This is a genomic window from Pseudomonas sp. GYB4201 (genome assembly GCF_056312595.1).
Map to the genome: position 1 here is coordinate 37,554 of NZ_JBWGIG010000027.1, position 23,018 is coordinate 60,571.

The following is a 23,018-nucleotide window of genomic DNA, read 5'->3' on the forward strand; positions in this document are numbered from 1 at the left end:
TGGCACGAGACTTGTTTGATTCTGTAGAAATCAGCTTACGATAGGCGTTTTGTCAAAAAGTCGACAGCCGCCGGAACGGGAGTTCAACCATGACCACTACTTCCAGCACCACGAGTTCGACCAGTACCACGGGCACGACATCCGTCAGCAGTTCGGGCGGCATCACCGTCAGTGGCGTGGGTTCGGGTATCGATACCTCGAGTATTGTCGAAGCGTTGGTGAACGCCCAGAAGGCGCCCAAGCAGACGCAGATCACCGCGCAGCTTTCCACTACCTCCGCCCTCAGTGCGGCGGTGGATACCGTGAACACGGCGTTGAAGACGTTCACCACCGCGATGGCGGCGTTGAACGATGTCAACTCGTTCACCGGGCTGGCGGCGACGTCGTCCAATACTTCGGTGGCAACGGCAACCTCCAGCAACTCGGCTGCCGCAGGTACCTATGACCTGACGGTCACGCAGTTGGCGACCGCCTCGAAGGTGACCACCGCGGCGGTCAGCGGTGGTTCGAGCACGGTGATGAACACTGCGGCGACGACGCTGAGCATCACCCAGGCCAACGGCACCTCCTACAGCGTTTCGCTGGCGGCCAACACGTCGTTGTCTGGTGTGCGGGATGCTATCAACACCCAGCTGCAGTCCGACGGCGTCACCGCCAACCTGGTGACCGACTCCACCGGTGCTTCGCGCCTGGTGCTGTCGTCGACCACCACGGGCGCCAACACCGGCCTGTCGATGAGTGGCATCGATGCCCTGGCAATCGATGGTACCCAGGCGGGCTCCAGCACGGGTGCCGGCTACCTGGGCAAGCTGCCTCAGGACGCGATCTATTCGATCGACGGCCTGGACAACATGACCAGCTCCAGCAACACCCTGACGACGGCCATCAGCGGCGTGACCATCAACCTCACCGGTGGCAGTGACTCGTCGGGTAACCCGGGCACCAGCACCATCACGGTGGGTTCCAGCACTGACGACATGAAAACCTCGGTGACCACCTTTGTCAGTGCCTACAACGCGCTGATGCTGGCGGTCTCGGCGCAGACCGCGGTGACCTCGACCGGTGCCACCTCCAGTACCAGCACCTCGGCCACCACCACGGCCGGCGCGCTGACCGGTGACTCGGGTATCCGTTCGCTGCTGGCTTCCATCCAGGGGCAGTTGACCAAGTCGAGCACCACCAGTGGCAACCTCAGCGTGCTGTCGCAACTGGGTATCAGCACCCAGGAAGACGGCACGCTGCTGATGAACTCGACCACCTGGGACACGGCCATGACCACCAACGCTGGCAACGTCGCCAGCCTGTTCGTGGGCACCGACGGGTTGCTGACCCGCCTGACCTCGGTAATTACGCCGTACACCCAGACCGGTGGCATTCTCGAGACCCGGATCAAGGCCTATGCTGCCACCACGACTGATCTGCAAAACCAGCAGACCGACCTCGATTCGCGGATGGACGCCCTGACCACCACGCTGACCGCCAAGTACACCCAGATGGACACCCTGGTGGCCCAGCTCAACGCCACCAGCACCAGCGTCATGACCACCTTGAACGCCCTGAACACCAAGTCGTCGAGCTGATCACGCCGCACCGCCATGGGCCCGGAACCGCTGTCAAAGGCGGCCCGGGCTTTTGTCGTTTGAGGCCGTGGCGCAGGCAGGCTAAAGTTTTTTGCGGGCCAGTCGACACAATAGTCATGCAAGCACACATCACCGTTGACGTGTAACGAGGAAGCAACATGAATCCCATGAAAGCCCTTCGCCAATATCAGAAGGTCAGCTCCGTGGCGCAGACCTCCGAGGCGAGCCCGCACCGCCTGGTGCAGATGCTCATGGAAGGTGGGCTCGACCGCCTGGCGCAAGCCAAGGGCGCACTGAGCCGTGGCCAGATTGCGCAGAAGGGCCTCATGCTGAGCAAGGCCATCGAGATCATCGGTGGCCTGCGCACTGGCCTGGACCCCGAGAAAAGCGGCGGCGACCCGGCCTCGCTGCAAGACCTGGATGCACTGTATGCTTATATGATGCAGCGCCTGGGCGAAGCCAACCGCAAGAACGATCCGGAGATGATCGATGAAGTGGCGCGTTTGCTGATTACCGTGAAGAGTGGCTGGGACGCCATTGCCAACGTCGAGTAAGGCCAATGTCTGAGGAAGTCGACATGAGTGCGCTGCAACGTATTGAACACACCAGCCATGCCCTGACCGATGCATTGGCGGCGCGTGATTGGGAAGCCATTCGCGAGCTGGATCGCCAGTGCCGGGCTTGCGTCGATGCGCTGATGACCGAGGACCAGGCGGACGAGGAGCAGTTGCGCAGCAAACTCGAGGGTTTGCTGGCCGTGTATCGCCAGTTGCTGGAGGCTAGCCAGGGCGAGCGCAAGGCAATAGTCGACGAGATGTCACAACTGAAACATGCGCACAACGCTGCAAAGGTTTACCATCTGTTCCGTTAATTTGCTCGGTTGATCAGAAGTAATGCGCCATAAATTTGACTGTATTCGCTTTTTTGACTTAACTAGTAGCTGTTTACTTTCTTCAGGCGTCTAAAGGCCAAACCAGGCCGATTTTCGTCTAGCTTGCCCATAGCGGGCATCGAGTTGACTAGGGAAGTTGCTATTGCATGTGGCGTGAAACCAAAATTCTGCTAATCGATGACGATAGCGTTCGCCGCCGGGACCTGGCGGTGATACTCAATTTTCTTGGCGAAGAAAATTTGCCCTGCACCAGTGGCGACTGGCAGCAGGTGGTCGATTCGTTGTCGTCGAACCGGGAAGTGCTGTGCGTCCTCGTGGGGACTGTAAACGCGCCCGGTAACCTTCAGGGCTTGCTTAAGACCATCGCTGGGTGGGATGAGTTCCTTCCGGTGCTGCTTTTAGGTGATACGGCCACCGGCGACCTGCCGGAAGACTTGCGCCGGCGCGTGCTTTCCAGCCTGGAAATGCCGCCCAGCTACAGCAAGCTCCTCGACAGCCTGCACCGCGCCCAGGTCTACCGCGAGATGTATGACCAGGCCCGCGAGCGCGGCCGGCAGCGCGAGCCCAACCTGTTCCGCAGCCTGGTCGGTACCAGCCGTGCCATCCAGCACGTGCGCCAGATGATGCAGCAGGTGGCCGACACCGACGCCAGCGTGCTGATCCTCGGCGAGTCGGGTACCGGCAAGGAAGTGGTGGCGCGCAACCTGCACTACCATTCCAAGCGTCGCGACGCGCCGTTCGTGCCGGTCAACTGCGGGGCCATTCCCGCCGAGCTGCTGGAAAGCGAACTGTTCGGCCACGAGAAGGGCGCCTTCACCGGTGCCATCACCAGCCGCGCCGGGCGCTTCGAGCTGGCCAACGGCGGTACGCTGTTCCTCGACGAGATCGGCGACATGCCGCTGCCGATGCAGGTCAAGTTGCTGCGCGTGCTGCAGGAGCGCACCTTCGAGCGCGTGGGCAGCAACAAGACCCAGAGCATCGACGTGCGCATCATCGCTGCCACGCACAAGAACCTGGAAAGCATGATCGAGGTGGGTACTTTCCGCGAGGACCTGTACTACCGCCTGAACGTGTTCCCGATCGAAATGGCGCCGCTGCGCGAGCGTGTCGAAGACATTCCGTTGCTGATGAACGAACTGATCTCGCGCATGGAACATGAAAAGCGCGGCTCCATTCGCTTCAACTCCGCGGCCATCATGTCGCTGTGCCGTCACGGCTGGCCGGGCAACGTGCGCGAACTGGCCAACCTGGTGGAACGCATGGCCATCATGCATCCGTACGGGGTGATCGGCGTCGCCGAGCTGCCGAAGAAATTCCGCTACGTCGACGACGAAGACGAGCAGATGGTCGACAGCCTGCGCAGCGACCTCGAAGAACGCGTGGCCATCAACGGCCATACCCCGGACTTCACCACTGGCGCCATGCTGCCGCCCGAAGGCCTGGACCTCAAGGACTACCTCGGTGGCCTGGAGCAGGGCCTGATCCAGCAGGCGCTGGATGACGCCAACGGTATTGTCGCCCGTGCCGCCGAACGCCTGCGTATCCGCCGTACTACCCTGGTGGAAAAAATGCGCAAGTACGGCATGAGTCGCCGCGAGGGCGATGATCAGACAGATGATTGACGCCTGAGTTCCCGCAAGCGGCGCACGGATGCGCCGCCGGACTGGCTTTGTAGCTTTTTTCTCGCCTTTACCTTCCCCGCAAGCCCCTGTCCTTATTGGCTTTCCTTGATTTGTATCAAGGATGATTCCAATCTTTGCCGCTGTAATGCCCTGTACAAAATGATCCGGCACGACGATTGCTACATGTCAGTCACGATACCCGTTTATGACGGTATGCCACGCGAGAGATCACGATGCCACAGGCCGCCCCCATGACCACCGCCCCTGAACTCGAGGGTCAACCCTCCGTCGAGCAAACCAGCCGGCTTGGCCTTGAGCAGGCGTTTGCGCTGTTCAACCAGATGTCCACGCAGCTCAGCGACTCCTACAGCATGCTCGAGGCCCGCGTGGCCGAGCTCAAGGGCGAGCTGGCGGTGGTAAGCGCCCAGCGCATGGCCGAGCTGGCCGAGAAAGAGCGCCTGGCCAACCGCCTGCAGCACCTGCTGGACCTGCTGCCCGGGGGTGTCATTGTCATCGACGGCCATGGCGTGGTGCGCGAGGCCAACCCGGCCGCCACCCTGCTGCTGGGCGAACCGCTGGAAGGCATGCTGTGGCGGCAGGTAATTGCCCGCTGCTTCTCGCCCCGCGAGGACGACGGCCACGAAGTGTCCTTGAAGGACGGCCGCCGGCTGTCCATCGCCACCCGTTCCCTGGACGCCGAGCCGGGCCAGCTGGTGCTGCTCACCGACCTGACGGAAACCCGGCGGTTGCAGGACCAGCTGGCGCGCCATGAACGCCTGTCGTCCCTGGGCCGCATGGTCGCTTCGCTGGCCCACCAGATCCGCACGCCGCTGTCGGCCGCGCTGCTCTACGCCAGCCATTTGACGGAGCAGGCGTTGCCGGTGGAAACCCAGCAGCGCTTTGCCGGCCGCCTGAAAGAACGGCTGCACGAGCTGGAACACCAGGTGCGCGACATGCTGGTGTTCGCCCGTGGCGAGCTGCCGCTTAGCGACCGCCTGACGCCGCAAGCGTTGTTCGAGGCCCTGCAGGCGGCGGCCCATACTCACGTGCAGGACCTGTCGGTGCGCTGGCAGTTCGACTGCCCCCGCGGCGAGCTGCTGTGCAACCGTGACACCCTGGTGGGCGCGCTGCTGAACCTGGTGGAGAACTCGATCCAGTCCAGCCCCGGCCAGGTCCACCTGAAGATTCATTTGTACGCCCGTGATCATCAATTGCGGCTGGCCATCAGCGACAACGGCAGCGGCATCGAGCCGGCGGTGCTGGCGCGCCTGGGCGAGCCGTTCTTCACCACCAAGACCACCGGCACCGGCCTGGGCCTTGCCGTGGTCAAGGCCGTGTCCCGCGCCCACCAGGGCGAGCTGGCGATTCGTTCGCGGCTGGGCCGCGGCACCTGTGCGCTGGTGACGCTGCCACTGATCCATACCCGTGCGGTGCAGGAGTAACGCTGATGGCTATCAAGGTCCTGCTGGTCGAAGATGATCGGGCCCTGCGCGAGGCGCTGGGCGATACCCTGGAGCTGGGCGGCTACGACTACCGCGCGGTGGGCAGCGCCGAGGACGCCTTGCTGGCGGTGGGCGGCGAGGTGTTCGGCATGGTCATCAGCGACGTCAACATGCCAGGCATGGACGGCCACCAGCTGCTGTGCCAGCTGCGGGCGCGCCAGCCGCAATTGCCGGTGCTGTTGATGACGGCCCATGCGGCGGTGGATCGCGCAGTGGAAGCCATGCGTGCCGGCGCCGCCGATTACCTGGTCAAGCCGTTCCTGCCCAAGGCCCTGCTGGACCTGGTGGCCCGGCATGCCCTGGGTTGCCTGGGCGCTACCGAAAGCGAGGGGCCGGTGGCCGTGGAGCCTGCCAGTGCCAAGCTGCTGGAGCTGGCCGCACGGGTGGCGCGCAGCGACTCCACGGTGCTGATCTCGGGTGAGTCCGGCACCGGCAAGGAGGTGCTGGCGCGCTACATTCACCAGCAGTCCAACCGCGCCAACCGGCCGTTCATTGCCATCAACTGCGCGGCGATCCCCGACAACATGCTGGAAGCCACGCTGTTCGGCCACGAGAAAGGCTCGTTCACCGGCGCCATTGCCGCGCAGGCGGGCAAGTTCGAGCAGGCCGACGGCGGCACGCTGCTGCTCGACGAGATTTCCGAGATGCCCCTGGGCCTGCAGGCCAAGCTGCTGCGGGTGTTGCAGGAGCGCGAAGTGGAGCGGGTAGGGGCGCGCAAGCCGATTGCCCTGGACATTCGCGTGGTGGCTACCACCAACCGCGACCTGGCCGGCGAAGTGGCGGCGGGGCGCTTCCGTGAAGACCTGTTCTATCGCCTGTCGGTGTTCCCGTTGGCCTGGCAACCGCTGCGCGAGCGTACCGCCGACATTCTGCCACTGGCCGAGCGCCTGCTGGCCAAGCACGTCAATAAAATGAAGCACGCTGCCGTGCGCCTGGCGCCGGGCGCCCAGGCCTGCCTGGTGAGCTACCCCTGGCCGGGCAACGTCCGCGAATTGGACAATGCCATCCAGCGCGCGTTGATCCTGCAGCAGGGCGGGCTGATCCAGGCCGAGGACTTCTGCCTGGCCGGGCCGGTGGGCGTGGCGCCGTCGCCGGCGCTGTCCATCGTGCGCAGCGCGCCCGCCGCCGTCGAGTCCTTGACGGCGCTGCCGGCGGAAACCGCCGGAGCCCTGGGTGATGACCTGCGCCGCCGGGAATTCCAGCTGATCATCGACACCCTGCGCACCGAGCGCGGCCGCCGCAAGGAAGCCGCCGAGCGCCTGGGCATCAGCCCCCGCACCCTGCGCTACAAGCTGGCGCAGATGCGTGACGCGGGCATGGACGTGGAAGCCAGCCTGTACGCCAGTTGAATATTTAACCCCTGACACGAACCCTTGTAGCCGCTGCCGCCAGGCTGCGCTGGCCCGCAATTACACCCTGGATTTCTTGGGTGCGCACACGGGCCAGCGCAGCCTTCGGCAGCGGCTACGGCGTATGGGCGACGTGTGGGAGATTGTTTTGTAACGAATTCGTGATGGAGCTCAGGAGCTGGCACCCTTGTTGCTACCTCCTTTGTATCCGTTGTAACAGTGTCAAAAAATTGCGGGCCGTCGGAGAGAGTGATCCATGAGCCAAGGTATTGAATTCAACCGTCTGATTATGGACATGCGCACCATGCAGGCCGATGCCATGGGTGCCAGCAAAACTGCTGCCGCGCCAGAAGTGGCCGGCACCAGCAGTTTTGCTGATTTGCTGGGCAATGCGGTCAACAAGGTCAGCGACACCCAGCAGGCGTCCGACCAGTTGGCCAACGCCTTCGAGATCGGCAAGAGCGGCGTCGACATCACCGACGTGATGGTGGCGTCGCAGAAAGCCAGCGTGTCGTTCCAGGCGCTGACCCAGGTACGCAACAAGCTGGTCCAGGCGTATCAAGACATTATGCAGATGCCGGTATAAGGGCGAGATTGAGACATGGCAGACGCAGTCGTGGATAACGTACCAGCCAAGAACGGCGCAGCCGGCGGCAAGCCGCCGCTGTTTGGCCTGTCCTTCCTGGAAAATATTTCCAAGATGACCATGTTGCGTCAGGTGGGCCTGTTGGTCGGCCTGGCTGCCAGCGTGGCGATTGGTTTTGCCGTGGTGCTGTGGTCGCAGCAGCCCGATTACCGTCCGTTGTACGGCAGCCTGGCCGGCATGGACACCAAGCAGGTGATGGAAACCCTCAACGCGGCGGACATTCCCTACACCGTGGAGCCCAACTCCGGCGCGCTGCTGGTCAAGGCCGACGACGTCGGCCGTGCGCGCATGAAGCTGGCTGCCGCGGGCGTGGCGCCGAGCGACGGCAACGTCGGCTACGAGATCATGGACAAGGAACAGGCGCTGGGCACCAGCCAGTTCATGGAGACCGCCCGTTACCGCCAGGGCCTGGAAGGCGAGCTGGCCCGCACCATCTCGAGCCTGAACAACGTCAAGGGTGCCCGCGTGCACCTGGCCATTCCGAAAAGCTCGGTGTTCGTGCGTGACGACCGCAAGCCTACCGCCTCGGTGCTGGTGGAACTGTACCCGGGCCGCACCCTGGACGCAGGCCAGGTGCTGGCCATCGTCAACCTGGTAGCCACCAGCGTGCCTGAAATGGACAAGTCCGGCGTTGCCGTGGTCGACCAGAAGGGCAACCTGCTGTCCGAACAGCTGCAGGACTCCGAGCTGACCATGGCCGGCAAGCAGTTCGACTACAGCCGCAAAATGGAAAGCATGCTCACCCAGCGTGTGCACAACATCCTGGAACCGGTGCTGGGCAACGACCGCTACAAGGCCGAGGTGTCGGCCAATGTCGACTTCAGCGCCGTCGAGTCCACCAGCGAGCAGTTCAACCCCGACCAGCCGGCCCTGCGCAGCGAGCAGTCGGTGACCGAGCAGCGCTCCAGCGGCAGCGGCCCGTCCGGCGTGCCCGGCGCCCTGAGCAACCAGCCGCCGACCCCGGCCAGCGCCCCGCAGAAAACCGGTGGTGCCGCCGCACCGGCCGCGCCGGCGGCGATCCCGCCAGGCCAGCCGCTGCTGGACGCCAACGGCCAGCAGATCATGGACCCGGCCACCGGCCAGCCGATGCTGGCGCCGTACCCGGCCGACAAGCGCAACCAGTCGACCAAGAACTTCGAGCTGGACCGTTCCATCAGCCACACGAAGCAGCAGCAGGGTCGCCTGACGCGCCTGTCGGTGGCGGTGGTGGTCGACGACCAGGTCAAGACTGACGCCAAGGGCGAAGTCACCCACACCCCGTGGAGTGCCGACGACCTGGGCCGCTTCACCCGCCTGGTGCAGGACGCCGTGGGCTTCGACGCCAGCCGTGGTGACAGCGTGACCGTGATCAACGCACCGTTCTCCGCCGACCGTGGCGAAGTGGTGCCGGAAGTGTCCTTCTACCAGCAGCCCTGGTTCTGGGAAGTGGTCAAGCAGGTACTGGGCGTGCTGTTTATCCTGGTGCTGGTGTTTGGCGTGCTGCGCCCGGTGCTCAACAACATCACCGGTGGTGGCAAGGGCAAAGGTCTGGTCGGCGCCGGCGGCGACGTGGAACTGGGTGGCATGGGCGGTCTGGATGGCGAGCTGGCCAACGACCGCGTCACCCTGGGCGGGCCGCAGAGTATTCTGCTGCCAAGCCCGAGCGAGGGATATGACGCTCAGTTGAACGCAATCAAGAGTCTGGTGGCCGAAGACCCGGGCCGCGTCGCCCAGGTCGTGAAAGAGTGGATTAACGCCGATGAGTAACAATCAAGCGCTTGCCGCCAAACTGACCAAAGTCGACAAGGCGGCCATCCTCCTGCTGTCCCTGGGCGAGACCGATGCTGCCCAGGTGCTGCGGCACATGGGCCCCAAGGAAGTCCAGAAAGTTGGCGTGGCCATGGCGCAGATGCGCAACGTGCACCGCGAGCAGGTCGAGCAGGTGATGAGCGAGTTCGTCGACATCGTCGGCGACCAGACCAGCCTGGGCGTGGGTTCGGACACCTACATCCGCAAGATGCTGACCTCGGCCCTGGGCGAGGACAAGGCCAACGGCCTGATCGACCGCATCCTGCTGGGTGGCAACACCAGCGGCCTGGACAGCCTGAAGTGGATGGAGCCGCGCGCCGTGGCCGACGTGATCCGCTACGAGCACCCGCAGATCCAGGCCATTGTGGTGGCGTACCTGGACGCTGATCAGGCGGGCGAGGTGCTGGGCCATTTCGACCACAAGGTACGCCTGGACATCATCCTGCGCGTCTCGTCGTTGAACACCGTGCAACCGGCGGCGCTGAAAGAGCTGAACCTGATCCTGGAGAAGCAGTTCTCGGGCAACTCCAACGCGGCGCGTACTACCTTGGGTGGTATCAAGCGGGCGGCGGACATCATGAACTTCCTCGACAGTTCGGTGGAAGGCGCGTTGATGGACTCGATCCGCGAAGTCGACGAAGACCTGTCCAGCCAGATCGAAGACCTCATGTTCGTGTTCAACAACCTGGCCGACGTGGACGACCGCGGCATCCAGGCGCTGCTGCGCGAAGTGTCCTCCGACGTGCTGGTGCTGGCCCTCAAGGGCTCGGACGAGAACGTCAAGGAGAAGATCTTCAAGAACATGTCCAAGCGTGCCGCCGAACTGCTGCGCGACGACCTGGAAGCCAAGGGGCCGGTACGGGTCAGCGACGTGGAAACGGCGCAGAAGGAAATCCTCACCATTGCCCGCCGCATGGCCGAAGCCGGCGAGATCGTGCTGGGTGGCAAGGGCGGCGAGGAAATGATCTAACCCCCTGTAGCCGCTGCCGCCAGGCTGCGCTGGCCCTGATTTGCACTGCAGATTTACAGTGTACGTGAGGGCCGGCGCAGCCTGGCGGCAGCGGCTACAAGGCGGCTCTTTTTTGTGCATTGCATTCTGGCGCCATCAGGAATAATTCATGTCCCGCCCCTCTGAACAACACCCCAGTGACCTGATCCGCGCCGAAGACCTGCAAGGCGTCGACCTGTGGGCCATTCCCAGCTTCGACCCCGAAGTGCCCGAGCCTGAACCCGAACCCGAGCCGATCGTCGAGGAAATCGAGGAAGTGCCGCTGGAAGAAGTCCAGCCGCTGACCCTGGAAGAGCTCGAGAGCATCCGCCAGGAGGCCTACAACGAAGGCTTCGCCACGGGCGAGAAAGAAGGTTTCCACAGCACCACCCTCAAGGTGCGCCAGGAGGCCGAAGTGGCCCTGGCCGCCAAGCTGCAAAGCCTGGAACAGCTGATGGGCCACCTGATGGCGCCCATCGCCGAGCAGGACAGCCAGATCGAAAAGTCCCTGGTGGAACTGGTGGCGCACATCACCCGCCAGGTGATCCAGCGCGAACTCAAGACCGACTCCAGCCAGATCGAGCACGTGCTGCGCGAATCGCTGAAGTTGCTGCCCATGGGCGCCGGCAACGTGCGTATCTTCGTCAACCCGCAGGACTTCGAGCAGGTCAAGGCCCTGCGTGAGCGCCATGAGGAAAGCTGGCGCATCCTCGAGGACGAGGCACTGCTGCCCGGCGGTTGCCGGGTAGAGTCCGAGCACAGCCGCATCGACGCCAGCATGGAAACCCGCATTACCCAGGCCATCGCGCAGCTGTTCGACCAGTTGCACGAACAGGCCCTGCACCCCGCCGAAGCCGACGTCAGCGTCGACCTGGAAGGCCCCGATGCGCCTTGACCGCACCAGCTTCGCCAAGCGCCTGGGCGGCTACGCGCCCACCATCAGCCTGCCGGCCCAGCCGGTGCTGGAAGGGCGCCTGCTGCGCATGGTCGGCCTGACGCTGGAAGCCGAAGGCCTGCGCGCTGCCATGGGCAGCCGCTGCGTGGTGATCAACGACGACAGCCACCACCCGGTGCAGGTGGAAGCCGAGGTCATGGGCTTCTCCGGCACCAAGGTGTTCCTGATGCCGGTGGGCAGTGTCGCCGGCATCGCCCCCGGTGCCCGCGTGGTGCCGCTGGCCGACACCGGCCGCCTGCCCATGGGCATGAGCATGCTGGGACGGATTCTTGACGGTGCCGGCCGCGCGCTGGACGGCAAGGGCGGTATGAAGGCCGAGGACTGGGTGCCCATGGACGGCCCGACCATCAACCCGCTCAAGCGTGACCCCATCAGCCAGCCGCTGGACGTGGGCATTCGCAGCATCAACGGTTTGCTGACGGTAGGCCGCGGCCAGCGCCTGGGCCTGTTCGCCGGTACCGGCGTGGGCAAGAGCGTGCTGCTGGGCATGATGACCCGCTTCACCGAGGCCGACATCATCGTGGTAGGGCTGATTGGTGAGCGGGGCCGCGAGGTGAAGGAATTCATCGAGCACATCCTCGGCGAAGAAGGGCTCAAGCGCTCGGTGGTGGTGGCTTCACCCGCCGACGAAGCGCCGCTGATGCGCCTGCGCGCCGCGATGTACTGCACGCGCATCGCCGAATATTTCCGCGACAAGGGCAAGAACGTCCTGTTGCTGATGGACTCCCTGACCCGTTTCGCCCAGGCCCAGCGGGAAATTGCCTTGGCCATCGGCGAGCCGCCGGCCACCAAGGGCTACCCGCCATCGGTGTTCGCCAAGCTGCCCAAGCTGGTGGAGCGCGCCGGCAACGCCGAGGCCGGGGGCGGCTCCATCACCGCCTTCTACACCGTGCTGTCCGAGGGTGACGACCAGCAGGACCCCATCGCCGACTCGGCGCGGGGCGTGCTCGACGGCCACATCGTGCTGTCCCGGCGCCTGGCGGAGGAGGGGCACTACCCGGCCATCGACATCGAGGCGTCCATCAGCCGGGTCATGCCCAGCGTGGTCAGCCCCCAGCACATGGGCCAGGCCCAACACTTCAAGCAGCTGTGGTCGCGCTACCAGCAGAGCCGCGACCTGATCAGCGTGGGCGCCTACGTGCCCGGCGGCGACCGCGAGACTGACCTGGCCATCAACCTGCACCCCACGTTGGTGCGCTACCTGCGCCAGGGCCTGGACGACAACGAGAGCCTGGAAGCCAGCAGCGAGCGCCTGGCGGCCGTGTTCAAGCCCGTCGCGCCGAGCTGATAAGCCATGGCCATCAGTCGCGCAGCACGCCTGGCCCCGGTGGTCGACATGGCCGAGAAGGCCGAGCGCACGGCTGCCCAGCGCCTGGGCCACTTCCAGGGCCAGGTACGCCTGTCGGAAACCAAGCTGGCCGAGCTTGACCGCTACCGCGAGGACTACCAGGCGCAGTGGCATACCTACGGCAGCAAGGGCGTGTCGGGCCAGTGGCTGATGAACTACCAGCGGTTTTTGAACCAATTGGAAACCGCCGTTGCCCAACAGAAGCAGAGCCTGGCCTGGCACCAGAAGAACCTGGAGAACGCCCGGGGCACCTGGCAACAGGCCTACGCCCGGGTCGAGGGCCTGCGCAAGCTGGTACAACGTTATATTGACGAGGCACGCCAGCTGGAAGACCGCCGCGAGCAGAAGCTGCTGGACGAGTTGTCCCAGCGTTTGCCGCGTCAGGGCAGCTTCTAGCCAATTATTTGTCAAGGGGCAGGTTGCCGGGGTCCGTGCGTGGTGCTAAACCTTGTACGGAGCTGGCTAATTTAAAGGAATTTTGTACATGGCCGTAGAAGCTAATCAATCTGGTGATGGCAAAGAGCTGACCATCAGCATCAAGGGACGCTTTGACTTCGGCTCCCACCAGGACTTCCGCAACGCCTACGAGCGGGTCAACACCAAGCCAACCGCCTACCGCATCGATCTCAAGGACACCACGTACCTGGATAGCTCGGCGCTGGGCATGTTGCTGCTGCTGCGCGACCACGCCGGCGGCGACCACGCCAAGGTACGGCTGATCAACAGCCAGCCGGACGTGAAGAAAATCCTCGCGATTTCCAACTTCGACAAACTGTTCGAGATCGAATGAGCATGCTCGCGGCCAGTGAACCACTGACCGTACTGATTGCCGACGACAACATGACTGATCGCATGTTGCTCTCCAGCATCGTACGGCGTCAGGGCCATCGCGTGTTGACCGCCAGCGATGGCCAGGAAGCGGTCGAAGTGTTCGCCCAGCGCCGCCCGCAGCTGGTGCTGCTGGACGCGATGATGCCGGTGGTGGATGGCTTCGAGGCCGCCCGGCAGATCAAGGAGCTGGCCGGCGAGGCGCTGGTGCCGATTATCTTCCTCACCTCCCTGACCGAAGAGGAAGCGCTGGTGCGCTGCCTGGAGGCGGGCGGTGACGATTTTCTGGCGAAGCCCTACAACCAGGTGATCCTGGCCGCCAAGATCAAGGCCATGGACCGCATGCGCCGCCTGCAGGCCACGGTGCTGGAGCAGCGCGACCAGATCACCCGCCACCACGGCTACCTGCTCAACGAGCAGCGCGTGGCCAAGGCGGTGTTCGACCAGGTGGCCCACTCCGGCTGCCTCAGCTCGCCCAATATCCGCTACATGCAGTCCCCTTACGCGCTGTTCAACGGCGACCTGCTGCTGGCCTCGTTCACGCCGTCGGGCGGCATGCACCTGCTGCTGGGCGACTTCACCGGCCACGGCTTGCCGGCGGCGGTGGGCGCCATGCCCCTGGCGGAAGTCTTCTATGGCATGACCGCCAAGGGCTACGGGTTGCCGGAAATCCTCCGGGAGATGAACGCCAAGCTCAAGCGCATCCTGCCGGTGGACATGTTCTGCTGCGCGACCCTGCTCAACCTGAATTTCCAGCGGCGCATTGTCGAGGTGTGGAACGGCGGCATGCCCGACGGTTACCTGCACCGCCTGGACACCGGCGAGCACGTGCCGCTGCGCTCGCGCCACCTGCCGCTGGGGGTGCTGTCGCGGGCGACCTTCCAGGAGAAGACCGAGACCTTCGCCCTGCAGCCCGGTGACCGGCTGTTCCTGATGTCCGACGGTGTCATCGACACCGCCAACAGCGATGACCAGCTGTTCGGCCTGGAGCGCCTGCAGCGGGTGTTCGAGCTGAACAAGGACCCCGACCTGCTGTTCGAGGATATCCAGGCCGCGCTCAAGGCGTTCCGCGGTGAGTCGCGCGATGACGTGAGCATGGTCCAGGTCACCATGGTGGAACCCGACACCCTGGTGCCGCCGGCCACCGTGTACTCCGACAGCGGCGCGTCCAGCCCGCTGAACTGGTCCATGAGCCTGGAACTGCGCGCCGACACCCTCAAGCGCTTCAACCCCTTGCCCTACCTGCTGCAACTGCTGCAGGAAATCCACGGCCTGCGGGCCCAGAGCGGTGCGCTGTACAGCGTGCTCTCGGAGCTCTACTCCAATGCCCTGGAGCATGGCGTGCTGGGGCTCGATTCCAGCCTCAAGCGCGATGCCGAAGGATTTGCGCAATATTACGAGCAGCGCAATACTCGTCTCAGCCAACTCAAGGACGGTTACGTGCGCCTGCACTTCCTGGTCACCCCGGAAGGCAACGGCGGCCGCCTGATCATCGATGTCGAGGACAGCGGCCATGGCTTCGACCCGCGCCAGGTCATGGCGCGCCCCGCCGAGGAAAAAGGCCTTTCCGGACGGGGCCTGAAACTGATCCGGCAACTGAGCCACAGTGCCCAATGGTCGGAAGACGGTCGAAGTGCCTGCGTGGAATTTTCCTGGGGGGCTCTGGCATAATCCCGGCTTGATCAAGGAGCGAACAAGTGTCACATCAACATCTGGACTACGACGTGCTCAGTGCGTTGCAGGAAGTCATGGAGGAGGAGTACCCGCTGCTGCTGGACACCTTCCTCACCGACTCCGAAGTGCGCCTCAGCGAGCTGCACAAGGCCACCGACCCCGCCCAACTGGGGCAGGCCGCCCACAGCTTCAAGGGCAGCAGCAGCAACATGGGCGCCACTGCCCTGGCGGATCTTTGCCGCCAGTTGGAGGAGCGCGTCAAGCATCCGCCACTCAACGGCATCGAAGACCTGGTCAACCGCATCGACCATGAATTTGCCACCGTGCGCCGCCTGTACAGCGACGAGCGCCAGCGTTTCGCCTGCTGAACCACCCCTTGTAGCCGCTGCCGTCAGGCTGCGCTGGCCCTGTGCCACGCTGGAGATTTCCAGTGTTCACGCAGGCCAGCGCAGCCTGGCGGCAGCGGCGTCAAGGGGGGGGTGTCAACGGGTGGCCCGACTCTTGCTAACATCCCTGCACCTGTACCCCCCGATTTCAGTGCAGCGGAGACCTGTAAATGTCAGTCGCGTCAAACCCCCTCTTGCAGATCGGCAGTTCCGCCAGCACCCAGGCCAGCACCCTGGCGAGCCTGAGCAAGGCCGCGGAGCCCGCCAAGGACACCTCCGCCGACTTCGCCAAGGTGTACGCCAAGCAGTCGCAGAACCCGCCTGCGAAGGCGGCGAGCGCCACTGCCACCCAGGCCAGTGCCCAGCAGAACCAGGCGAAGAACAGCGCTGCCCATGACCAGGACGCTGCCGCTGCGAAGCCGGCCGTTGCCGATAGCGGCAAGAATTTGCCTGCCCACAAAACCGCCAAGGCGGACCAGCCGGGCAAGGCCGACAAGTCGGATAAAAGCGCCAGCACCACCAAGGCCGACAAGACCGACAAGAGCGACGCCACGGACAAGAGCAAGGCCAAGGACGACGACCAGGACGACGATGCCACCGTCACCGACGCCGCCAGCACCGACACCGCTACCCCGGTAGCCACCGTCGCCACCCCGGAGCCAGCCGCGCCCGTGGCCCCCGTGGTCGACCCGGCCCTGGCCCAGGCGCAGCAACCCACGCCGGTACCGGACCCGACCCAGGCGGCGGCCGTGGTGCAGGTGGCGCCGCCGGTGGTGGACACGCCCGCCACCACGGACAGCGACACCTTCGATCCGTCCAAGGACGACCCGCTGGCCAACATGCCCACCCTGCGCCTGGCGCTGGAGCAGAACGCCAAGGCCCAGGGCACCACCTCGGCCCACGCGCAGCCGGACACCACGGCCGCACAGGCCACCAACGGTTCCGACACCGACCAGAGCTTCGCCAGTGGCCTGGCGGCCATGGTGGTGCAGCAGAAGGGCAGCGGTGAGAGCGACGTCAGCGACAAGGCGTTCAGCGCGCAGATCGACGATGGCCTGAAAGACGTCAAGGGCGCCACCGCCGACACCCGCATCGACGACTTCGCCAATCGCCTGGCGGCCATGACCGACACCTCCGCCACCAAGACCGCCGCAGCCACCCCGGCTGCCGTGCAGGCGCCCACCACCCAACTGGCCATGAACCAGAACGGCTGGACCGAGGGCGTGGTCAACCGGGTCATGTACCTGTCCAGCCAGAACCTCAAGTCGGCGGACATCCAGCTGACCCCGGCCGAGCTGGGCCGCCTGAGCATTCGCGTGGACATGACCCCCGACCAGCAGACCGCGGTGACCTTCACCAGCGCCCACCTGCACGTGCGCGAGGCGCTGGAAAGCCAGCAGGGCAAGCTCAAGGACATGTTCGCCGAGCAGGGCATGGGCCAGCTTGACGTCAACGTCTCCGACCAGTCGCGCCAGTCCTCCCAGGACCAGGCCCAGCAGAACCAGCGCAGCAGCCGCAGCAGTGCCGGCAGCGACAGCCTGGACGGCGTCGCCGCCGCATCGCCGTTGGCCTCGGAGCCTACGGTGCAGCAGGTGATCGTCGGCACCAGCGCGATCGATTATTACGCCTGACCTGCGTGGCGCCCTGACGCGGCCTTCGGCCGCTGCTACGGACCGTAATTATCTCCGGACGCGGCCTTTGGCCGCTGCTACGGACCGCGTTGATATCCGGACGCGGGGTTCGTGTAGCAGCGGCCGCAGGCCGCGTCCCCACTCTCCCGCGAACGCTTTGTCAGCATCCCGACAAATCTGGCATAACACTTGCTCCACCCTCTCCAGGTGAGTGTTAACCCCCCGATTAGTGACGGATTATTGGCATGGCGAAGAGCGAAGCAGCAGAGAAAGAACCGGCAGGCAAAGGCAAGCTGAAGATGATCATTCTTCTTGTCGTGGTCCTGCTGCTGGTGATCGGTGGCTCCGTGGGCGCTACCTGGTTCTTCCTGCACAAGGGCGCCGAGGCCAAGCCGGCCGAGGCTGCCGCCGCAGCCCCCGCGGGCAAGCAGCCCGCCCTGTACGAACCACTGACCCCGGCGTTCGTGGTCAACTTCAAGCAAGACGGCCGTGACCGCTACATGCAGGTCAGCCTGACCATGCAGGCGCGCGACAAGGCCGACCTGGATGCCCTGCTGGTGCACATGCCGGTGATCCGCAACAACCTGGTGATGATGTTCTCCGGCGAAAACTTCGCCACCCTGGCCACGCCCGTGGGCGAGGAAATGCTGCGCCAGAAAGCCACGGCGGCGGTGCAGGCCGTAGCCCAGAAAGAAGTCGGCAAGCCGGTCATCGACCAGCTGCTTTTCACTAACTTCGTATTGCAGTAGGAACACGACATGGCCGTGCAAGACCTGCTGTCCCAGGATGAGATCGACGCCCTGTTGCACGGCGTCGACGATGGGCTGGTGCAGACCGAGAGCCTGGGTGAGCCAGGCAGCGTCAAAAGTTATGACCTGACCAGCCAGGACCGTATCGTCCGGGGGCGCATGCCGACCCTGGAAATGATCAACGAGCGCTTCGCGCGCTACACCCGCATCAGCATGTTCAACCTGCTGCGCCGCTCGGCGGACGTGGCGGTGGGCGGCGTGCAGGTGATGAAGTTTGGCGAATACGTGCACTCGCTGTACGTGCCCACCAGCCTCAACCTGGTGAAGGTCAAGCCGTTGCGCGGCACCGGCCTGTTCATCCTTGACGCCAAGCTGGTGTTCAAGCTGGTGGACAACTTCTTCGGCGGCGACGGCCGTCACGCCAAGATCGAAGGCCGTGAATTCACGCCGACCGAGCTGCGCGTGGTGCGCATGGTGCTGGACCAGGCCTTCATCGACATGAAGGAAGCCTGGCAGGCCATCATGGAAGTCAACTTCGAGTACATCAACTCCGAAGTGAACCCGGCCATGGCCAACATCGTCGGCCCCAGCGAGGCGGTGGTGGTGTCCACCTTCCACATCGAACTGGACGGCGGTGGCGGCGACCTGCACGTGACCATGCCGTATTCCATGGTGGAGCCGATCCGCGAGATGCTCGACGCCGGCTTCCAGTCCGACCTGGACGACCAGGACGAGCGCTGGAGCAAGGCCCTGCGCGAGGACGTGCTGGACGTCAGCGTGCCGCTGAGTGCCACCGTTGCCCGTCGCCAGCTGCGCCTGCGCGACATCCTGCACATGGCGCCGGGGGACGTGATCCCCGTGGAGCTGCCGGAAGAACTGGTACTGCGCGCCAACGGCGTGCCGTCCTTCAAAGCCAAGCTGGGTTCCCACAAGGGCAACCTGGCGCTGCAAGTGATCGAGCCGATCGAACGTCGCTGACTGGCGCTGTCGATAAGCTGTTATCCCTGAATTTATTGCCCGTCGAGGACCCCTGATGGCTGACGAACACGAAATGACTTCCCCGGAAGACCAGGCCCTGGCCGACGAATGGGCTGCGGCCCTGGGTGAGTCCGGCGACGCCGGGCAAAGCGACATCGACGCACTGCTGGCGGCCGATGCCGGCAACGGCAGCGCCGGCTCGCGCATGGCCATGGAGGAGTTCGGTACTTCGCCCAAGCACAACGGCCCGGTCAGCCTGGACGGTCCGAACCTGGACGTGATCCTGGACATCCCGGTGACCATCTCCATGGAAGTGGGCTCCACCGACATCAACATCCGCAACCTGCTGCAGCTCAACCAGGGCTCGGTGATCGAGCTGGACCGCCTGGCCGGCGAGCCGCTGGACGTGCTGGTCAACGGCACGCTGATCGCCCATGGCGAGGTGGTGGTGGTCAACGAGAAGTTCGGCATCCGCCTGACCGACGTGATCAGCCCCAGCGAACGCATCAAGAAGCTGCGCTGAATGGGCCGCCTGCTGACCCTGCTGCTGGCGCTGCCGCTGCCGGCGTTCGCCGCCACGGTGGGCGCGCCCGCTGCGCCTGCCACCCCGACCGGTGCCCCTGCGGTGCCCGCCGTGGGTTCGGCGCTGGGCAACGGCATGGCCGGCCAGCTGACCCAGCTGATGCTCGGCCTGCTGCTGGTGATCGGCCTGATCTTCGCCCTGGCGTGGGTGCTGCGCCGCGTGCAGCAGGCCACCCCCAACGGCGGCCAGGTGATCGAGCTGCTGGGCTCGCGCGCCCTGGGCCCGCGGGACCGGCTGGTGCTGGTGCAGGTGGGGGGCGAGCAGATCCTGCTGGGCCTGAGCCCGGGCCGCATCGCCCCGCTGCATGTGCTGGAACACCCGATTGCGGTGCCAGCCAAGACCAAGACGGCCTCGCCGGAGTTCGCCCAGCGCCTCATGGAGCTGATGGGCAAGGACCACAAGGATAAGCACTGATGGGCGCGCTGCGCTTTTTGTTGACCCTGGCACTGTTGGTGGCCGCGCCCATGGCGCTGGCCGCCGACCCGTTGTCGATCCCGGCGATTACCCTGGGCACTGGCGCCAACGGCCAGCAGGAATACTCGGTCAGCCTGCAGATTCTGCTGATCATGACGGCGCTGAGCTTCATTCCGGCGTTCGTCATGCTGATGACCAGCTTCACCCGCATCATCATCGTCTTCTCCATCCTGCGCCAGGCCCTGGGCCTGCAGCAGACGCCGTCGAACCAGTTGCTCACGGGCATGGCGCTGTTCCTGACCATGTTCATCATGGCGCCGGTGTTCGACAAGGTGAACCAGCAGGCGCTGCAGCCCTACCTGGCCGAGAAGATGAGCGCCCAGGACGCCGTGCTCAAGGCCGAGGGGCCGGTGCGCGACTTCATGCTGGCGCAAACCCGCCAGAGTGACCTGGACCTGTTCATGCGCCTGTCGCGCCGCACCGACATCGCCAGCCCCGACCAGGCGCCGCTGACCATCGTGGTGCCGGCGTTCGTCACCTCGGAGCTGAAGACCGCGTTCCAGATCGGCTTCATGATTTTCATTCCGTTCCTGATCATCGACCTGGTGGTGGCCAGCGTGCTCATGGCCATGGGTATGATGATGCTGTCGCCGTTGATCATCTCGCTGCCGTTCAAGATCATGCTGTTCGTGCTGGTGGATGGCTGGGCACTGATCATCGGCACCCTGGCCAGCAGTTTTGGCGGCGTCTGAGACCCCGCACGGAGATCCGTCATGACCCCTGAAGTGGCTGTCGACCTGTTTCGCAATGCGCTGTGGCTGACCACCATGATGGTCGGCATCCTGGTGGTGCCCAGTTTGGTGGTGGGCCTGATCGTGGCCATGTTCCAGGCGGCCACGCAGATCAACGAACAGACCCTGAGCTTCCTGCCGCGCCTGCTGGTGATGCTGATCACCCTGATCATCGTCGGGCCGTGGCTGGTGCGTACCTTCATGGAGTACATCACCAACCTGTACACCAGCATCCCGCAAGTGATTGGATGAACCCGCTCCTGCACCTGACCGACGCCCAGATCGGCGCCTGGGTTTCCAGCTTCATGCTGCCGCTGTTTCGCGTCGGCTCGATGCTGATGGCCATGCCGGTGTTCGGTACCACCATGGTGCCCAAGCGCATACGCCTGTACCTGGCCATGGCCATCACCGTGGTCATCGCGCCGTCGCTGCCGGCCATGCCGGTGGTGGATTCCCTGAGCCTGCAGGGGCTGATGCTGGCGGGCGAGCAGATCATCATCGGCTCCTTGCTGGGCTTTTCCCTGCAGATGCTGTTCCAGGCCTTCCTGATTGCCGGGCAGATCCTGGCCATCCAGATGGGCATGGGCTTCGCGTCCATGAACGACCCGGTCAACGGCGTGCAGACGGCGGTGGTGGGGCAGTTCTTCACCATGCTGGTGACGCTGCTGTTCCTGGCCATGAACGGCCACCTGGTGGTGTTCGAGGTGCTGGTGGAAAGCTTCACCACGCTGCCGGTGGGCGGCGGGGTGCTGGTGAGCCAGTTCTGGGAGCTGATCATGCACATGAGCTGGGTGCTGGCTGCGGCGGTGATCCTGGTGCTGCCGGCCATCACCGCGCTGCTGGTGGTCAACGTCGCGTTCGGGGTGATGACCCGCGCGGCGCCGCAGCTGAACATCTTCTCCATCGGCTTCCCGCTGACGCTGGTCATGGGCATGGTGATCCTGTGGCTGAGCCTGGCGGACATTCTCAACCAATACCAGCCCATGGCCACCGAGGCCTTGCAGTGGCTGCGCGAACTGGCACGGGCACGCTGACATGGCAGAGAGCGAGAGCGGTCAGGACAAGACAGAAGACCCCACGGACAAAAAGCTGCGCGAGGCGCGCGAACGTGGGGAAGTGGCACGCTCCAAGGAACTCAACACCCTGGCGGTGATGATCGGCGGCTGCGGCGCCTTGCTGGCCTACGGCGGGCATCTGGCGCAGACGCTGATGGAGCTGATGCGCATGAACTTCACCATCAGCCGCGAGACCCTGCTGGACCAGAGCCAGATGGGCGTGGTGCTGCTGGCCTCGGGCAAGATGGCCATCGACGCGGTGCAGCCGATTTTGCTGGTGCTGCTGATCGTCTCGTTCGTTGCCCCCATTTCCCTGGGCGGCTGGTTGTTCTCGCCGGGCAGCATGGCGCCGAAATTCAGTCGCATGAACCCCCTCAACGGCATCAAGCGCATGTTCTCCATGCATGCGTTGACCGAGCTGCTCAAAGCCCTGGCGAAATTCTTCGTGGTGCTGCTGGTGGCCCTGTTCGTGCTCAACAAAGACCGCAACGACCTGCTCAGCATTGCCCACGAGCCGCTGGAAATGGCCATCATCCACTCGGTGCAGCTGGTGGGGTGGAACGCGCTGTGGATGTCCATGGGGCTGCTGATCATTGCCGCCGTGGACGTGCCGATCCAGATGTACCAGGCGCGCCAGAAACTGCTGATGACCAAGCAGGAAGTCCGCGACGAGCACAAGGACAGCGAGGGCCGCCCCGAGGTCAAGCAGCGCATTCGCCAGCTGCAGCGCGAGATGTCCCAGCGCCGCATGATGTCGGCCATTCCCACCGCCGACGTGATCATCACCAACCCGACCCACTACGCCGTGGCGCTCAAGTACGACCCGGAGAAGGGCAGTGCGCCGATGCTGTTGGCCAAGGGCACCGATTTCATCGCCCTGAAGATCCGCGAGATCGGCAACGAGCACAACATCCAGATCCTCGAATCGCCGGCGCTGGCGCGGTCCATCTACTACTCCACCGAGCTTGAGCAGCAGATTCCCGCCGGCCTGTACCTGGCCGTGGCCCAGGTGCTGGCGTACGTCTACCAGATCCGCCAATACCGCGCCGGCCGCGGCAAGCGCCCGACGCCACTCAAGGACCTGCCGATCCCGCCGGACCTACGCCGCGACAATTGATCTGCATCGTGCCCATCGCGACCAAGGTCGGCTCCTACGCTGTAGGAGCCGACCTTGGTCGCGATGGGGTGTTCACCGATTTTCCCGCTCTGCACAAAAGTTGGAAAGGTTCTTGCAAAGGCATACCCACAACGCCATCAGG

The 23,018-nt window shown here is 64.5% G+C and carries 24 protein-coding genes; all 24 read left to right on the forward strand.

Going from position 1 to position 23,018, the window contains the following annotated elements:
• Positions 1-89: 89 nt before the first annotated feature.
• The 24 genes from fliD to flhB all read left to right on the forward strand — a co-directional run bounded on the left by fliD (position 90) and on the right by flhB (position 22,876).
• Positions 90-1,580, forward strand: coding sequence for a flagellar filament capping protein FliD (fliD, locus tag AC0Z2B_RS22665; protein ID WP_476299592.1), 1,491 nt, complete (start codon positions 90-92; stop codon positions 1,578-1,580).
• A gap of 158 nt (positions 1,581-1,738) precedes the next feature.
• Complete coding sequence (fliS, locus tag AC0Z2B_RS22670; protein WP_277962281.1) at positions 1,739-2,134, forward strand: flagellar export chaperone FliS; 396 nt, start codon at positions 1,739-1,741, stop codon at positions 2,132-2,134.
• Positions 2,135-2,157: 23 nt separating this feature from the next.
• Positions 2,158-2,451, forward strand: coding sequence for a flagellar protein FliT (gene fliT / locus AC0Z2B_RS22675; protein ID WP_473003991.1), 294 nt, complete (start codon positions 2,158-2,160; stop codon positions 2,449-2,451).
• Positions 2,452-2,618: 167 nt separating this feature from the next.
• Positions 2,619-4,094 carry a sigma-54 dependent transcriptional regulator gene (locus tag AC0Z2B_RS22680; RefSeq protein WP_416426094.1) on the forward strand — a complete coding sequence of 492 codons (1,476 nt, stop codon included), beginning with the start codon at positions 2,619-2,621 and terminating at the stop codon, positions 4,092-4,094.
• A gap of 233 nt (positions 4,095-4,327) precedes the next feature.
• Positions 4,328-5,536: a sensor histidine kinase gene (locus tag AC0Z2B_RS22685; protein WP_416426093.1), complete on the forward strand. Its 1,209-nt coding sequence runs from the start codon at positions 4,328-4,330 to the stop codon at positions 5,534-5,536.
• A 5-nt stretch (positions 5,537-5,541) separates the two neighbouring features.
• Positions 5,542-6,945: a sigma-54-dependent transcriptional regulator gene (locus AC0Z2B_RS22690; RefSeq protein ID WP_476299595.1), complete on the forward strand. Its 1,404-nt coding sequence runs from the start codon at positions 5,542-5,544 to the stop codon at positions 6,943-6,945.
• 256 nt (positions 6,946-7,201) lie between these two features.
• Positions 7,202-7,531 carry a flagellar hook-basal body complex protein FliE gene (gene fliE / locus AC0Z2B_RS22695; protein ID WP_027981673.1) on the forward strand — a complete coding sequence of 110 codons (330 nt, stop codon included), beginning with the start codon at positions 7,202-7,204 and terminating at the stop codon, positions 7,529-7,531.
• A 15-nt stretch (positions 7,532-7,546) separates the two neighbouring features.
• Positions 7,547-9,337 carry a flagellar basal-body MS-ring/collar protein FliF gene (gene fliF / locus AC0Z2B_RS22700; protein WP_416426091.1) on the forward strand — a complete coding sequence of 597 codons (1,791 nt, stop codon included), beginning with the start codon at positions 7,547-7,549 and terminating at the stop codon, positions 9,335-9,337.
• A complete protein-coding gene (gene fliG, locus AC0Z2B_RS22705) occupies positions 9,330-10,349 on the forward strand; it encodes a flagellar motor switch protein FliG (protein ID WP_416426090.1) in 1,020 nt (339 codons plus the stop codon). Before fliF ends, fliG begins: the two co-directional genes overlap by 8 nt.
• Before the next feature lie 148 nt (positions 10,350-10,497).
• The gene (gene fliH / locus AC0Z2B_RS22710) at positions 10,498-11,262 is read left to right on the forward strand and encodes a flagellar assembly protein FliH (protein WP_416426089.1); all 765 of its coding nucleotides are present in this window, start codon (positions 10,498-10,500) and stop codon (positions 11,260-11,262) included.
• Positions 11,252-12,610, forward strand: coding sequence for a flagellar protein export ATPase FliI (gene fliI / locus AC0Z2B_RS22715; protein ID WP_473003986.1), 1,359 nt, complete (start codon positions 11,252-11,254; stop codon positions 12,608-12,610). Before fliH ends, fliI begins: the two co-directional genes overlap by 11 nt.
• Before the next feature lie 6 nt (positions 12,611-12,616).
• Positions 12,617-13,066, forward strand: coding sequence for a flagellar export protein FliJ (fliJ, locus tag AC0Z2B_RS22720; RefSeq protein ID WP_416426087.1), 450 nt, complete (start codon positions 12,617-12,619; stop codon positions 13,064-13,066).
• An 88-nt stretch (positions 13,067-13,154) separates the two neighbouring features.
• Positions 13,155-13,460: an STAS domain-containing protein gene (locus AC0Z2B_RS22725; protein WP_416426086.1), complete on the forward strand. Its 306-nt coding sequence runs from the start codon at positions 13,155-13,157 to the stop codon at positions 13,458-13,460.
• A gap of 2 nt (positions 13,461-13,462) precedes the next feature.
• Positions 13,463-15,169, forward strand: a complete 1,707-nt coding sequence (locus AC0Z2B_RS22730) for a SpoIIE family protein phosphatase (protein WP_416427441.1) — start codon at positions 13,463-13,465, stop codon at positions 15,167-15,169.
• A gap of 26 nt (positions 15,170-15,195) precedes the next feature.
• Entirely contained in the window at positions 15,196-15,540 is a 345-nt protein-coding gene (locus AC0Z2B_RS22735) for an Hpt domain-containing protein (protein ID WP_473003983.1), read from the forward strand.
• A gap of 188 nt (positions 15,541-15,728) precedes the next feature.
• Entirely contained in the window at positions 15,729-17,189 is a 1,461-nt protein-coding gene (locus tag AC0Z2B_RS22740; RefSeq protein ID WP_476299598.1) for a flagellar hook-length control protein FliK, read from the forward strand.
• Between the two features lie 245 nt (positions 17,190-17,434).
• Positions 17,435-17,938, forward strand: a complete 504-nt coding sequence (fliL, locus tag AC0Z2B_RS22745) for a flagellar basal body-associated protein FliL (RefSeq protein ID WP_416426083.1) — start codon at positions 17,435-17,437, stop codon at positions 17,936-17,938.
• Between the two features lie 9 nt (positions 17,939-17,947).
• Positions 17,948-18,916 (forward strand): flagellar motor switch protein FliM, encoded by a 969-nt coding sequence (gene fliM / locus AC0Z2B_RS22750; RefSeq protein ID WP_416426082.1) that lies wholly within the window; start codon positions 17,948-17,950, stop codon positions 18,914-18,916.
• Positions 18,917-18,971: 55 nt separating this feature from the next.
• A complete protein-coding gene (fliN, locus tag AC0Z2B_RS22755; protein ID WP_476299600.1) occupies positions 18,972-19,439 on the forward strand; it encodes a flagellar motor switch protein FliN in 468 nt (155 codons plus the stop codon).
• Positions 19,440-19,913 (forward strand): flagellar biosynthetic protein FliO, encoded by a 474-nt coding sequence (fliO, locus tag AC0Z2B_RS22760; RefSeq protein ID WP_476299602.1) that lies wholly within the window; start codon positions 19,440-19,442, stop codon positions 19,911-19,913. It begins immediately after the preceding gene.
• A complete protein-coding gene (gene fliP / locus AC0Z2B_RS22765) occupies positions 19,913-20,665 on the forward strand; it encodes a flagellar type III secretion system pore protein FliP (protein ID WP_416426079.1) in 753 nt (250 codons plus the stop codon). Before fliO ends, fliP begins: the two co-directional genes overlap by 1 nt.
• Before the next feature lie 21 nt (positions 20,666-20,686).
• Positions 20,687-20,956, forward strand: a complete 270-nt coding sequence (fliQ, locus tag AC0Z2B_RS22770) for a flagellar biosynthesis protein FliQ (RefSeq protein ID WP_027981659.1) — start codon at positions 20,687-20,689, stop codon at positions 20,954-20,956.
• Positions 20,953-21,738, forward strand: a complete 786-nt coding sequence (gene fliR / locus AC0Z2B_RS22775; protein ID WP_416426077.1) for a flagellar biosynthetic protein FliR — start codon at positions 20,953-20,955, stop codon at positions 21,736-21,738. Before fliQ ends, fliR begins: the two co-directional genes overlap by 4 nt.
• Before the next feature lies 1 nt (position 21,739).
• Positions 21,740-22,876: a flagellar biosynthesis protein FlhB gene (flhB, locus tag AC0Z2B_RS22780; protein WP_416426075.1), complete on the forward strand. Its 1,137-nt coding sequence runs from the start codon at positions 21,740-21,742 to the stop codon at positions 22,874-22,876.
• Positions 22,877-23,018: the final 142 nt, after the last annotated feature.

Bases quoted from the DNA above. Each gene is read 5' to 3' on its own strand.
- fliD (WP_476299592.1), top strand. From the start codon at position 90: ATGACCACTACTTCCAGCACCACGAGTTCGACCAGTACCACGGGCACG.
- fliS (WP_277962281.1), top strand. From the start codon at position 1,739: ATGAATCCCATGAAAGCCCTTCGCCAATATCAGAAGGTCAGCTCCGTG.
- fliT (WP_473003991.1), top strand. From the start codon at position 2,158: ATGAGTGCGCTGCAACGTATTGAACACACCAGCCATGCCCTGACCGAT.
- AC0Z2B_RS22680 (WP_416426094.1), top strand. From the start codon at position 2,619: ATGTGGCGTGAAACCAAAATTCTGCTAATCGATGACGATAGCGTTCGC.
- AC0Z2B_RS22685 (WP_416426093.1), top strand. From the start codon at position 4,328: ATGCCACAGGCCGCCCCCATGACCACCGCCCCTGAACTCGAGGGTCAA.
- AC0Z2B_RS22690 (WP_476299595.1), top strand. From the start codon at position 5,542: ATGGCTATCAAGGTCCTGCTGGTCGAAGATGATCGGGCCCTGCGCGAG.
- fliE (WP_027981673.1), top strand. From the start codon at position 7,202: ATGAGCCAAGGTATTGAATTCAACCGTCTGATTATGGACATGCGCACC.
- fliF (WP_416426091.1), top strand. From the start codon at position 7,547: ATGGCAGACGCAGTCGTGGATAACGTACCAGCCAAGAACGGCGCAGCC.
- fliG (WP_416426090.1), top strand. From the start codon at position 9,330: ATGAGTAACAATCAAGCGCTTGCCGCCAAACTGACCAAAGTCGACAAG.
- fliH (WP_416426089.1), top strand. From the start codon at position 10,498: ATGTCCCGCCCCTCTGAACAACACCCCAGTGACCTGATCCGCGCCGAA.
- fliI (WP_473003986.1), top strand. From the start codon at position 11,252: ATGCGCCTTGACCGCACCAGCTTCGCCAAGCGCCTGGGCGGCTACGCG.
- fliJ (WP_416426087.1), top strand. From the start codon at position 12,617: ATGGCCATCAGTCGCGCAGCACGCCTGGCCCCGGTGGTCGACATGGCC.
- AC0Z2B_RS22725 (WP_416426086.1), top strand. From the start codon at position 13,155: ATGGCCGTAGAAGCTAATCAATCTGGTGATGGCAAAGAGCTGACCATC.
- AC0Z2B_RS22730 (WP_416427441.1), top strand. From the start codon at position 13,463: ATGCTCGCGGCCAGTGAACCACTGACCGTACTGATTGCCGACGACAAC.
- AC0Z2B_RS22740 (WP_476299598.1), top strand. From the start codon at position 15,729: ATGTCAGTCGCGTCAAACCCCCTCTTGCAGATCGGCAGTTCCGCCAGC.
- fliL (WP_416426083.1), top strand. From the start codon at position 17,435: ATGGCGAAGAGCGAAGCAGCAGAGAAAGAACCGGCAGGCAAAGGCAAG.
- fliM (WP_416426082.1), top strand. From the start codon at position 17,948: ATGGCCGTGCAAGACCTGCTGTCCCAGGATGAGATCGACGCCCTGTTG.
- fliN (WP_476299600.1), top strand. From the start codon at position 18,972: ATGGCTGACGAACACGAAATGACTTCCCCGGAAGACCAGGCCCTGGCC.
- fliO (WP_476299602.1), top strand. From the start codon at position 19,440: ATGGGCCGCCTGCTGACCCTGCTGCTGGCGCTGCCGCTGCCGGCGTTC.
- fliP (WP_416426079.1), top strand. From the start codon at position 19,913: ATGGGCGCGCTGCGCTTTTTGTTGACCCTGGCACTGTTGGTGGCCGCG.
- fliQ (WP_027981659.1), top strand. From the start codon at position 20,687: ATGACCCCTGAAGTGGCTGTCGACCTGTTTCGCAATGCGCTGTGGCTG.
- fliR (WP_416426077.1), top strand. From the start codon at position 20,953: ATGAACCCGCTCCTGCACCTGACCGACGCCCAGATCGGCGCCTGGGTT.
- flhB (WP_416426075.1), top strand. From the start codon at position 21,740: ATGGCAGAGAGCGAGAGCGGTCAGGACAAGACAGAAGACCCCACGGAC.